We start from the raw sequence: 10,957 nt of genomic DNA on the forward strand, positions 1-10,957 counted from the left end.
GCACGAGCTTACCGGATCCTGCGAGTGGCAAAGAACCGCTTGAGTACGTCACCGCATTCCTCGGCCAGAACGCCCATCACGACCTCGGGCCGATGGTTGAGCCGGCGGTCGCGCACGACGTCCCAGAGCGAGCCCACGGCGCCGCCCTTGTCGTCGACGGCGCCGTACACGACGCGGTCGACCCTGGCCAGCACGGCCGCTCCCGCGCACATCGTGCAGGGCTCCAGGGTCACCACGAGCGTGCAGCCGTTCAGGCGCCACCCGCCGCGCCGCGCGGCGGCCCGGCGCAGCGCGAGGACCTCGGCGTGGGCGGTCGGGTCGGCGGCGGACTCGCGGTCGTTGCCCGCGGCGGCCAGCACCTCGCCGTCAGGGCCGAGCACGACCGCCCCCACGGGGATCTCACCCCTGTCGCCGGCCGCGGCGGCCTGCGCCAGGGCCAGGCGCATGGCCTCCTCGTGGGTCACCTGAGCCGGTCGAGCTCGTCGGCGAACGACAGCCGCTCGGCGATCACCGACAGGATGTCGGCCGGCAGCACGCCCTCCTCCATGCTGAGCTCCAGCAGCTCCTCGTTGCTCACCCCGAGGTCGCTGAGCAGCTCGAAGTCGCCCGCGGGACGCACGCCGAGCTCGTTGGCCTCCTTGTCGGGCACCACGCCGGCGAACTCGGCGAACAACTCGCCCAGACGGTCGGACGGCACCGCGTGGGCGTCCGACAGGAAGACCCGCGGCTCGTCGTCGCCCCGGTAGCGGACGATGGCGAACCATTCGTCCTCGACCTCGACGCAGAGCAAGGCCAGCTCGTCGCCTGTGAGCCCCAGCGTCTCCATGACCGCGTCACCGAAATCGTCGACGATCTCGGCGTCCGCCAGATCGACTTCGGCGCCGCTCCAGCCGTCGGTGGTCCTGACGAACGCCGCAGAGAAGGTGTTGGACGCCATGTCCGTGCTCCAGGGGGGTCAGCCGAAGACCGATTCGATGGCCCGCTCGAACGGCTCGGAGAAGCCGAGCCGCGCGGCGATGCTGGACAACACGTCTTCGGGCAGCAGATCAATGTCGCCGGAGAGGATGCCCAGCTCCATCTCGTCCAACCCGAGATCGGCGAAGATCGACAGATCTCCCGCCGGGAGCACGGTCTCCTCGTCCTGGAGGATCTCGTCGAGCTCCTCCTCGTCCGGCACGGGGACGTCGAGGTATTCGAGCACCTCCCGCGCCAGCGGGAAGTCCCACGAGGCGGCGATGTCGGACAGGAACACGTCGACCCGCTCGCCCAGCACCCGCAGCGCCACGAAGAACTCGTCACCCACCGCGACCAGACCGATCGTGCCGCTTTCGCTCGGCTGCTGCTTCAGGGCGTGGATCAGCCCCTTCAGGTCGGACGTGAGCGCGACAGGAAGCATCTCCGCATCCCAGCGGTCGTCCTCGCGATAAACCACGATGGCGAAGTCGAGAGCGTCTTCGTCTGTCATCGCCATCCCCACCCGACCTCTGACACGACAGATATCACCAGCACCCAATCGTTCCAGAACCCGCCACCCGGCGTGTGCCTCTCCGACCAAATTGTGATCAAAACCCATGGCGTGAGCCGCACGGCCCCTTCCCAGGCCTCACCCCGCCCAACGTACGGCACGTCACATTTCGCATTTCGCGCAGGTAGGCGGGGGTGCGACCAAAGGGCGGCACAAGATACCGTTGACCTCCATGGAAACCCTCGTCGTCGACCATCCGCTCGTGGCCCACAAGCTCACCACGCTGCGCGATGTCCGCACCGACTCGCCGACGTTCCGCAGGCTCGCCGACGAGCTGGTGACGCTGCTCGCGTACGAGGCCACGCGCGACGTCCGGGTCGCCGAGGTCACCGTCGACACGCCCGTCGCCACCGCCCGCGGGGTGCGGATGGCGAAGCCGTACCCGCTGGTGGTGCCCATCCTGCGCGCCGGGCTCGGCATGCTCGACGGCATGACCCGGCTGCTGCCCACGGCCGAGGTCGGGTTCCTCGGCATGATCCGCAACGAGTCCACCCTCCAGGCCGAGACGTACGCCACCCGCCTGCCCGACGACCTGTCCGGCCGGCAGTGCTACGTCGTCGACCCGATGCTCGCCACCGGCGGCACGCTCGCGGCGGCCGTGCAGTTTCTCTTCGACCGGGGAGCGGTCGACGTCACGGCCATCTGCCTGCTCGCCGCGCCCGAGGGCCTGGCGTACATGGACAAGGTGTTCGCCAACTCCGGCAAGCCCATCCGCGTGGTCACCGCCGCCCTCGACGAACGCCTCAACGAGAACGGCTACATCGTGCCCGGCCTGGGCGACGCGGGTGACCGCCTCTACGGCGTCGTCTGACCCGGCCGATTGACAGGAAAAGCCCCTTTCCCGTCACATGGGGTCACCGCTTCGTTACATACTGTGGTTGAGTGGGTACGAACAGACCCGGAAGGCAACTTCCGCACGCGCGCAGGGGGCGACGATGAGCGATCACACACAGCCGGATCCGACTCCGTACGCGGAGATCGAGGCGGTGCTGTGCGATGAGTTCGCCGGCATTCACTCGGCGACCACCGTGACGCGCTGCGTGGAAGCAGCGCACTACGGAGCGCTGGAGGTCACCGGCTACGCGCATCCCAGCCTGGTGGAGCGCATCGCGCGCAAGCACCTTCACGTCCTGGCTCTGGTGGCCAGCGAACGTGGCTAAGCAAGATCAGAACTAACCTGCCAAGTTACCTTTACCCGGGCTTGCAGCTGGGTAATGTAGTTGGCGGGTGGAGTGGGCAAGTGGCACGGAGGCGACGGTGCAGGTCAAAAAAGTCCTCACATACGGTGGTATCGCATTTGTGGCGTACTACCTGTTCGCGCGACCAGCTGATGCCGCGGACGCGGTGAGAGGGGCGTTCGACACGGTGGTCAACGCAGCCGACTCGCTGGCTCAATTCGTGAACAACCTCTCATGAGACTGGTGACCCACGGGGACTCCGCTCCATCGTCGGTCAACCGCTACCTCCTCCCCCACGAACAATCGGTCATCATGGTGCGCCGGCACCCGGCCATCCTGCTCCGTCCCGTCGCCGAGGTGCTCGGCGGCCTGATCATCGCCGGGCTGCTCAGCAGGTTCTTCGGCAGCAACGAAGGCGGCGGCACGGCTCTCGTGGTCGTGTGGTGGCTCTGGCTGCTGCTGTTGATCCGCTTTGTATGGAAAGTCGCCGAGTGGTCGGTCGATTACTTTGTGGTGACTTCCAAGCGCATGTTGCTGACCACCGGGCTGATCACGCGCAAGGTCGCGATGATGCCCCTGGCGAAGGTCACCGACATGAGCTTCCAAAGATCGCTACTTGGGCGCATGCTCGGTTACGGTGAGTTCATCCTCGAGTCAGCCGGTCAAGACCAGGCTCTGTCAACGGTCGAATACATTCCGTATCCGGAGACCTTGTATCTCGAGGTCTGCCAGATGCTTTTCCCTGGCAAGGACGACGGCGACGATTAATCTCCCCGTGGCAAATTCTTCATGTGGGGATACCAGATTCGGCTACTTCATGCAATCATTGCCTGTTGTTGACCCTTCCCCGCCTTGAGAGATGAGATGCCGAGTCAGGGAACCATCGGTGACCGCGTCCGCGGACTGCGGCTGAACAGGCGGATGTCCCAGGCCCAGCTGGCCGGACCCGACCTGTCGGACAGTTATGTCTCGCTGATCGAGTCCGGCAAGCGCACGCCCACTCCGGTAGTCGCACGGCTCCTGGCCGAGCGGCTCGGATGCACCACCGAGTTCCTCCTTCACGGGATCGAGCCTCGGCAGCGCATCGACACCGAGCTCGGGTTGCGTCACGCCGAGCTTGAGCTGCACCACGGCGATCCCGCCGTCGCCGCCGACCGCTTCAGCGAGATCGTGAAGGTGGCCGACGAGGAGAACGCCATGCTGACCGCGCAGGCGCGGTTCGGCCGGGCGCGCGCGCTGGAGGCCCAGGGCCGGCTCGGGCAGGCGGTGGAGGCGTTCGAACGACTGCGCCGCGAGGCCGCGGCCCACCCCGAGCGGCTGGCCGACCTGCCGCTCACGATCGCGCTGAGCCGCTGCTACCAGCAGGCCGGCGACCGGCTGCGCGCCCGCGACCTGGCCGCCGCCGCGCTGGTGCAGGCCGAGCGGCTGTCGATCACGCACGGCGAGATCGCCGTCGACCTGGCCGCGGCGCTCGTCGAGGCGCGCAGCGAGCGCGAGGGCGACTCCCCCGCCAGTGCCTACGTCCGGCAGGTGCTCGGCGTCACCGGTGTGCCCGTGGTTATGGACCGTTCCGCGGAGATCACCGCGCTGTGGCAGGCGAGTTCCGCCGCCGCCGCGGGCGACGACTCCGCGCTGGCCGTGCGGCTGGCCGACGACGCGATCATGGCGGGGCGGGAGTCCCGGATCGCGTTGCGGCTCGCCCGTACGGCGATGCACTGGGCCAGAGGAGCCACGGTCGAGATCGACGAGGCCGAGCGGCTCGTCGGCGCGGCGGCGCGGGTGTTCGCGGCGTTCCCCGCGACCACGCGCGAGCACGGCGAGAGCCTGGTCGTCCACGCGCGGGTCAGGCTGCGGGCCGGTGACCCGGTGGGCGCCGGCGAGCTGGCCGTTGCGGCGCTGGGGCTCACCCCCGACCACTCGGGCACGACCGCGGCCGAGGCCCACCTCGTGCTGGCCACCGTGGCGCTCGACCAGGACGGCGAAGCCCTCGACCACCTGCGCAGCGCGCAGCAGCTGCTCGACTCGCTCGACCGCCCGGTCTTCGGCTCCGACCGTCCGGCCGCGCGCTGCTGGCGCGAGCTCGGCGACCTGTACGGCAGGACCGCGTACCGAGCAGAGCAGACGGCGGCATATCGTAAGGCGCTCGAAGCTGCCGGAGTGCGCTCGGCCATGGCCGGGGTGACGACCGACGCCGTAGTTTCTCGCTAACCTCCGGGAGCTCCAGGTTTGCGCCTATTGAGTCTGGAATAATGGGAGTCCCCCAGTCATTGACTCATAGGATGATTGGCTTTCCCGGAGGAGGCGGACTGTGAGTCTGCGTACGGCGCAGCGGGCTTCGCTCGTCGACCAGGTGATCGATCAGCTCAAGGAGCAGATCACATCAGGATCCTGGCACATGAACGGCAAGATCCCCACGGAGACGGTGCTCGCGGAGCAGCTGGGAGTGGGGCGTAACACCGTTCGCGAGGCCGTGCGCGCGCTCACACACGCCGGGCTGCTGGAGTGCCGTCAGGGCGACGGCACGTACGTCCGGGCGACGAGTGAGCTGTCCGGCGCGATGTTGCGCCGGCTGCGTCAGGCCGAGCAGCTCGAGATCCTCGAAGTGCGCCGTGCGCTCGAGGTCGAGGCCGCGCGGCTGGCGGCCACGCGACGCACCGACGAGGACATCCGCCGCATCGAGGAGGCGCTGGCCGAGCGGGAGCGGGCTTGGGACCTCGACGACCCCGACTGCTTCGTCGAGGCCGACCTGGCCTTCCACATGGCGGTCGCGCACGCCACGCACAACCTCGTGCTGATCGACCTGTACGAAGACTTCTCGGCGGCGCTGCGGGCCAGCATCACCGCGGCCGGCACGTCGCTGAACAAGAGCTACATCCCGCACGACGCGATCGCCCGGGCCATCGCGGCCGGCGACGCGGCGGCGGCCGAGCGGGCCGGCCACGCCTGCATGGAGCACATCCTCATCGCCCTCACCGAGTCCTGACCCCCGCCCGTGGGCAGGAGCCGGCGTAAGCGACAGGACCCCGATCTCGGCATCCTGTCCAGCCGGACGCTGTTCAGCCTGCAGCGGGAGTTGTTCACCAAGATCTCCGAGCTGGGCTTTCCCGGGCTGCGGCCACGGCACGGCGCGGTGCTCGCCTATCTGGACGACGCCGGCAGCCGGGCCACCTACCTGGCCGCGCAGTCGGGGCAGCACAAGCAGGTGATCGGCACCCTCGTCGACGAGCTGGCCGCCCTGGGGTACGTCGAACGCAGGCCCGACCCCGACGACCGGCGGGCCAAGCTGGTCGTGCCCACCGCGAGAGGGCGCGAACTGACGGCCGCGACGGACGCCGTCCTCGCCGCCATCGAGGCGGAGCACGCCCGGGCCGTGGGCGAGGAGGCGTACGCGGAGTTCAAGAGGGTCTTCCGGCTGGTCGCCGAGCGCCAGACGGGGCTCAGCTCTGACGCAGAGACATGACGAGATAGCGGAAGGCCGGCTGGGCGTCGCCCGGGACGTCCTGGATGAGGGCGGGCCTGGTGGGAGACTCGAGGTTGATGCGGGCCAGCTCGGTCTCGATGCCGGTCAGTCCGTCGAGCAGGAACTGCGACTGGAAGGCGATCTGGATGTCGTCGCCGCGCAGCTCGCACGGCACCGTCTCGGCGCCGCGGCCGACGTCGCCGCCGCCCGCCTGGATGAGCACCTGGCCCTGGCTGAACGACAGGCGGATCGCGGTGTTGCGCTCGGCCACCAGCGCGACGCGCTTGATCGCGCCCACGAACGGCGCCACCGCCACATCGGCCCGGATCGACCAGTCGGACGTCAGCCGCGAGCGGTAGTCGATGAACTGCTCGTCGAGCAGGCGCACGGTCGTGCTGCGCCCGACGCTCTCGAAGCCCGCCACGCCGTCGCCCATCGCGACCGCCACCTCGCCGCCGCGCAGTGACTTGGCCACCTCGACCAGCACCTTCGCCGGGACCATGGCCGAGACGGCGACGTCGGGAGCCGCCGGGCGCCAGGTGAAGTCGCGGGCGGCGATGCGGTAGCGGTCGGTCGCCGCCATCGCCACCGACTCGCCCTCGATGTCGATGCGGATGCCGGTGAGCATCGGCAGCGTGTCGTCGCGGCTGGCCGCGGGGGCGACCTGGCCCACCGCGGAGGCGAACACCCCGCCGCCGACGGCGCCGACGACCGGCGGCATCGCGGGCAGCGTCGGGAAGTCCTCGACCGGCATCGTGATCAGGCCGAACTCCGCGCTCCCGCAGGTCAGCACCGCCTCCTGGCCATCGGTGACGATCTCGACGTCGTCGTCGGGCAGGCTGCGGCTGATCTCGGCCAGCAGCCGGCCGGGGATCAGCACCCTGCCCTCCTCGGCCACGTCGGCGTCGACCGCAGCCCGCGCGGAGACGTCGTAGTCGAAAGCGGACAGGGTCAGCTCGTCGCCCGCCTCCAGCAGCAACCCGGAGAGAACGGGGACGACGGGGCGGCTCGGCAGGACGCGGGCGGCCCATGCCACCGCATCAGCCAGAACATCGCGGTTAACCCGGATTTTCACCTGATACCACCTCTTCGTCGCGCGCCGTGCTCTATGAAAATAGCCGGTGCCACCGACAACTCCCGGCCGTCCGCAGGAGATGGGTGGGCGTCTGCCGGGGGTTCGAGGGGGTGCTTGGCGAGGCGGCTGCCGGCGGTCAGCGGTTGTTGAGGTAGGCGAGGACGGCGAGGACGCGGCGGTTGTCGTCTTCCGAAGGGGCCAGGCCCAGCTTGGCGAAGATGGAGGCCGTGTGCTTGGCGACGGCGCTCTCGCTCAGGTAGAGCCGCTGGGAGATGGCGGCGTTGGAGCGGCCCTCGGCCATCGTCTCCAGGACCTCGCGCTCGCGGGGCGTGAGCGCGGCCAGCGGTTCGTTGCGGGCGTTGCTGGCCAGGAGTTTGGCGATCACCTCCGGGTCCATGGCGGTGCCGCCCGCGGCCACGCGGCGTACGGCGTCGACGAACTGCTCGGCGTTGAAGACGCGGTCCTTGAGCAGATAGCCGATCCCGCCCGAGCCGTCGGCCAGCAGCTCGCGGGCGTAGAGCTGCTCGACGTGCTGGGACAGCACGAGCACGGGCAGGCCGGGCACCTGCTTCCTGGCCGCGAGCGCGGCCTGCAGGCCCTCGTCGGTGAACGTGGGCGGCAGGCGCACGTCGACGATGGAGACGTCGGGGCGCAGCTCCAGCAGACCCTTCAGCAGCTCGGGGCCGCTCTCCACGGCGCCCACGACCGTGAAGCCGTGGGCCTGGAGCAGGTGCACCAGGCCGTCGCGGAGCAGGTAGAGGTCTTCGGCGACGAGTACGCGGCTCATCAGCAGATGGGCCGCGGGAGCAGCTGCCCGAGCCAGGGGTCGCGGTTGTGTCTGGCGGGGATGCGGACGGCCATGGCATGCATGATGACACCGACCGCGGTCATTCCGAGAATCGCCGGCCACTGCAGCGGCTCGGGCAGGTGCAGGGCGAGGAACCAGCTCGGGTTGTCGCCGTCGTACCCGAGGAGTTTGTGGCCGCCGGCCACGAGGCCCTGCGGGAAGGTCGGGCACCAGGCCGTCGCCCACAACCCGATGACCAGGGCCGACTTCCAGCGCGGCATCTCGGGCAGCTCGCCGAACCAATACTCGGGCAGCACCCGCGGCAGTTCCATGGTCACCGTGGTGGGGCCCCCGGGAGGGCTGTGCAGGGCGAGCACGCCGTCGAAGGCGGCCAGCCGGCGCTCGATGCCGGCCAGTCCGCTGCCCTTCGACGGGTCGGCGCCTCCCATGCCGTCGTCGGTGACGGTGACGCGCAGCGCGCCGCCGTGGGCGCTGATGTCGACGGTCGCGGTACGGGCGTCCCCGTGGCGGGCGGCGTTGGACAGCAGCTCGCTGACGGCGAAGTAGACCGCGGCCTCCACGGGCGCGTCGGGCCGGTGCGGCAGGTCGACGTTCACCGTGACCTGCAGCGGGCTGTCGATGGCGAGGGCGCGTACGGCGTCGGGCAGGCCGCGCTCGGCCAGCACCGGGGGGTGGATGCCGCGGATGACCCGGCGCAGCTCGGTGAGGGTCTCGGAGGAGGCGTCGCGGGCCTTGGCCAGCAGCGCCTTGGCGGCGTCCGGGTCGGTGTCGACCAGCTGCTCGACGGCGCCGAGGGTCATGCCGATCGCCACGAGCCTGGCCTGGGTGCCGTCGTGGAGGTCGCGTTCGATGCGGCGCATCTCGGCGGCCTGGGAGTCGGCGGCGAGGTTGCGCGTCCGCCTCAGGTGGCTGACCTGGCCGGCCAGGCGGCTGGCCGCGGTCGCGCCGAGCAGCAGGTCGGCCCAGAGCGCGTAGACGCGCATGCCGCGTCCGGGCATCACCAGGAACAGCGGCACCAGCGCGACCTTCACCAGCGGGTCGAACAGCAGCCAGACCTCGTCGCGCCAGGTCGCCGGGTCGGTGAGCAGCCATTTGAACCGGTCGTTCCAGGCCGGCACGCGCGGCGTCTTGTAGAGCGTACGGTCGGAGCGGTACATCCCGTCGGCCTGCGGCACGGGAGGCGGCGGCGCGGGCAGGTAGGGAGGCTCGATGGCCAGGCCCGTCCAGCGGGCCACGAGCCGCCGGTGCAGCTGGGCGACCCGCCTGACCATCCGCACCTGCGGCGGGAACAGGAAGACCATGCCCAGCGCGAACGACAGCAGCAACATGACGGCGGCCAGGGCCACCGCCGGCACCTGGACGCCGGCGAGCGCGAGCAGGACCGCGAGCCGGCCGAACCTTCGAAGCATGCTCTCCAGTCTGCGGTAACCGGACATTCCCGGTCACTGTACCTAGCACCACATCTTCTGCGACGTTCACACCTGGCGGGTGGTGGAGAGTGCCCAGCGTTTGTTGGTGTCGTTGACCGCCAGCTCGGCCGGGGTGAGGTCGATGTGGACCGGGATGCCGGGCCTGCCGCCGACCTTGACGAGGAACTTCCCCCGGCCCGGGGGCTCGCCGTCGCGATCGCGGGCGCTGTCCCAGCTGGGCGGGGTGGACCAGTCGACGATCATGCGTTGCTCGTGCGCGGACATCCGCACGACCTGGGTGAGCGAGGCCATCTCGGCCTCGGGCAGCCCGCCACAGATGATCAGGCCGGCGCGTTCGGCGAAGCCCCGGGCCTTGAGCCGGTCGGCCTCCTCCGTGAGGGCCAGCAGGTCGCTCATGGTGTGCGTGATCATCGCCTGGCCGACGCCTCGTTGCCGGTTCAGGCGGGTGAGCGCGTCGACCCGGTCGACCAGGCCGCGCCCGGCCCGCAGCACGCGCCACAACTCGTCCAGCACCACCCAGAAGCGACGCTGCGGCGCCAGCTGGGCATCGGCCAGGGCGTTCGCTGCCTCGATCGCGCCGAACCCCTCCGACCAGCAGGCCAGCAGCACCGCGGCCTGCAGCTCCTGATCGGCTTCGTCGATCCCGGAGATGTCGATGCAGATCCCGGCCGGGGTGTCCAGCCGGATGGGGGTGGTGGTGGCCCGGGCGAAGGCGTCGCCGAGCGGCCCGTCCAGCAGTCCGAGCAGGGAGGCGTGCAGGGGGTCGACGACGTGCCGATAGCGCTCGTCGCTGCCGCGGGCCAGGGTGACCGCGCGTACCGGGTCGGGGCCGACGTCGATGACGTGGATCAGGTCGGGCAGGATCGGCACGCCGTGGTGGCGCTCGTCCAGCACCCGCAGCGCCGCCGAGAGAATGGTGCGTTCGGTGTCGGCCACGGGCCGGCCGCGCACGATGGTGATCAGGGCGGCCACGGCGTTGAGACGCCGGCCGTGCGCGTCGGCCAGCAGCCGTTCGCGGTCCAGGCCGGACAGCCGCGCGGCGGCGGCGCCGATCTCGCCGGGATCGAGCACGTTGAGCGCGCCGAGTCCGCGGCCGAGCTTGATGATCTGCCCGCCCATGGCGGCGATGAGATCGGTGTAGTCGGGCTTGAGATCGCCCAGCACCAGGGGGATCACGCCGTAGCCGGCCAGGCCGACGACCTGGCGGCGGACCAGGGTCGACTTGCCCAGGCCCGGCTTGCCGAGGACGAGCTCGGAGGGGTTGTGGATCAGCCCGGCGCGGGCGAACCACGAGATCGGGTCACAGCACAGGGTCGCGCCGCCGGTCAGCTCACGCCCGAGCGGCACGCCGATCGCCGGTGTGCTGGACCCGACCCCGAACGGCCACAGCCCGCACACCTGGACGGTGGTGCCGCGCCATTCCGGTGGCGCCTCCACGTACGGCACGCGGCCACCGCCGCGCCCGCCGTACCCGCGCGCGC

General features: G+C 70.4%; 13 protein-coding genes. 6 read left to right on the top strand and 7 right to left on the bottom strand.

All coding sequences use genetic code 11. From position 1 onward, the window contains the following. Window positions 1–8: 8 nt before the first annotated feature. The 3 genes from tadA to C1J01_RS03960 are packed head-to-tail and all read right to left on the bottom strand — an operon-like array spanning window position 9 to window position 1,471. Window positions 9–464 (bottom strand): tRNA adenosine(34) deaminase TadA, encoded by a 456-nt coding sequence (tadA, locus tag C1J01_RS03950; protein WP_220039717.1) that lies wholly within the window; start codon window positions 462–464, stop codon window positions 9–11. Further along, a complete protein-coding gene (locus C1J01_RS03955) occupies window positions 461–937 on the bottom strand; it encodes a tRNA adenosine deaminase-associated protein (RefSeq protein ID WP_111176063.1) in 477 nt (158 codons plus the stop codon). Before C1J01_RS03955 ends, tadA begins: the two co-directional genes overlap by 4 nt. An 18-nt stretch (window positions 938–955) precedes the next feature. After that, entirely contained in the window at window positions 956–1,471 is a 516-nt protein-coding gene (locus tag C1J01_RS03960) for a tRNA adenosine deaminase-associated protein (RefSeq protein WP_438943088.1), read from the bottom strand. A gap of 226 nt (window positions 1,472–1,697) precedes the next feature. Between C1J01_RS03960 and upp the strand changes: the two genes are divergently transcribed. The 6 genes from upp (at window position 1,698) to C1J01_RS03995 (ending at window position 6,163) form a co-directional block, all read left to right on the top strand. After that, window positions 1,698–2,336 carry a uracil phosphoribosyltransferase gene (gene upp, locus C1J01_RS03965; RefSeq protein WP_111176065.1) on the top strand — a complete coding sequence of 213 codons (639 nt, stop codon included), beginning with the start codon at window positions 1,698–1,700 and terminating at the stop codon, window positions 2,334–2,336. Window positions 2,337–2,460: 124 nt separating this feature from the next. Further along, window positions 2,461–2,685, top strand: a complete 225-nt coding sequence (locus C1J01_RS03970; protein ID WP_111176067.1) for a hypothetical protein — start codon at window positions 2,461–2,463, stop codon at window positions 2,683–2,685. A 252-nt stretch (window positions 2,686–2,937) separates the two neighbouring features. After that, entirely contained in the window at window positions 2,938–3,471 is a 534-nt protein-coding gene (locus C1J01_RS03980) for a PH domain-containing protein (protein ID WP_111176071.1), read from the top strand. A 96-nt stretch (window positions 3,472–3,567) separates the two neighbouring features. Then, window positions 3,568–4,911, top strand: a complete 1,344-nt coding sequence (locus C1J01_RS03985; RefSeq protein WP_111176073.1) for a helix-turn-helix domain-containing protein — start codon at window positions 3,568–3,570, stop codon at window positions 4,909–4,911. Between the two features lie 100 nt (window positions 4,912–5,011). Continuing rightward, window positions 5,012–5,686: a FadR/GntR family transcriptional regulator gene (locus C1J01_RS03990; protein ID WP_111176075.1), complete on the top strand. Its 675-nt coding sequence runs from the start codon at window positions 5,012–5,014 to the stop codon at window positions 5,684–5,686. A 9-nt stretch (window positions 5,687–5,695) separates the two neighbouring features. After that, a complete protein-coding gene (locus C1J01_RS03995) occupies window positions 5,696–6,163 on the top strand; it encodes a MarR family winged helix-turn-helix transcriptional regulator (protein ID WP_111176077.1) in 468 nt (155 codons plus the stop codon). On the opposite strand, the gene dnaN is transcribed toward C1J01_RS03995, so the two are convergent. From dnaN to C1J01_RS04015, 4 genes are all read right to left on the bottom strand, one after another. Beyond that, window positions 6,141–7,238 (bottom strand): DNA polymerase III subunit beta, encoded by a 1,098-nt coding sequence (gene dnaN / locus C1J01_RS04000; protein ID WP_111176079.1) that lies wholly within the window; start codon window positions 7,236–7,238, stop codon window positions 6,141–6,143. The genes C1J01_RS03995 and dnaN overlap by 23 nt on opposite strands. Window positions 7,239–7,374: 136 nt before the next feature. Further along, a complete protein-coding gene (locus C1J01_RS04005; protein ID WP_111176081.1) occupies window positions 7,375–8,025 on the bottom strand; it encodes a response regulator transcription factor in 651 nt (216 codons plus the stop codon). Then, on the bottom strand, window positions 8,025–9,455 hold the full coding sequence (locus C1J01_RS04010; RefSeq protein WP_220039718.1) for a sensor histidine kinase: 1,431 nt from the start codon (window positions 9,453–9,455) through the stop codon (window positions 8,025–8,027). Before C1J01_RS04010 ends, C1J01_RS04005 begins: the two co-directional genes overlap by 1 nt. A 66-nt stretch (window positions 9,456–9,521) precedes the next feature. After that, window positions 9,522–10,922, bottom strand: coding sequence for a putative type IV secretion/conjugal transfer ATPase (locus tag C1J01_RS04015; protein WP_235854242.1), 1,401 nt, complete (start codon window positions 10,920–10,922; stop codon window positions 9,522–9,524). Window positions 10,923–10,957: the final 35 nt, after the last annotated feature.

The sequence above is a fragment of the Nonomuraea aridisoli genome, from assembly GCF_003236395.1.
GTDB classification, from domain to species: Bacteria; Actinomycetota; Actinomycetes; order Streptosporangiales; family Streptosporangiaceae; genus Nonomuraea; species Nonomuraea aridisoli.

Excerpts from the sequence above, each read along its gene's own strand:
- C1J01_RS03955 (WP_111176063.1), bottom strand. The coding sequence starts at position 937 with ATGGCGTCCAACACCTTCTCTGCGGCGTTCGTCAGGACCACCGACGGC.
- C1J01_RS03960 (WP_438943088.1), bottom strand. The coding sequence starts at position 1,471 with ATGGCGATGACAGACGAAGACGCTCTCGACTTCGCCATCGTGGTTTAT.
- upp (WP_111176065.1), top strand. The coding sequence starts at position 1,698 with ATGGAAACCCTCGTCGTCGACCATCCGCTCGTGGCCCACAAGCTCACC.
- C1J01_RS03970 (WP_111176067.1), top strand. The coding sequence starts at position 2,461 with ATGAGCGATCACACACAGCCGGATCCGACTCCGTACGCGGAGATCGAG.
- C1J01_RS03980 (WP_111176071.1), top strand. The coding sequence starts at position 2,938 with ATGAGACTGGTGACCCACGGGGACTCCGCTCCATCGTCGGTCAACCGC.
- C1J01_RS03985 (WP_111176073.1), top strand. The coding sequence starts at position 3,568 with ATGCCGAGTCAGGGAACCATCGGTGACCGCGTCCGCGGACTGCGGCTG.
- C1J01_RS04005 (WP_111176081.1), bottom strand. The coding sequence starts at position 8,025 with ATGAGCCGCGTACTCGTCGCCGAAGACCTCTACCTGCTCCGCGACGGC.
- C1J01_RS04010 (WP_220039718.1), bottom strand. The coding sequence starts at position 9,455 with ATGCTTCGAAGGTTCGGCCGGCTCGCGGTCCTGCTCGCGCTCGCCGGC.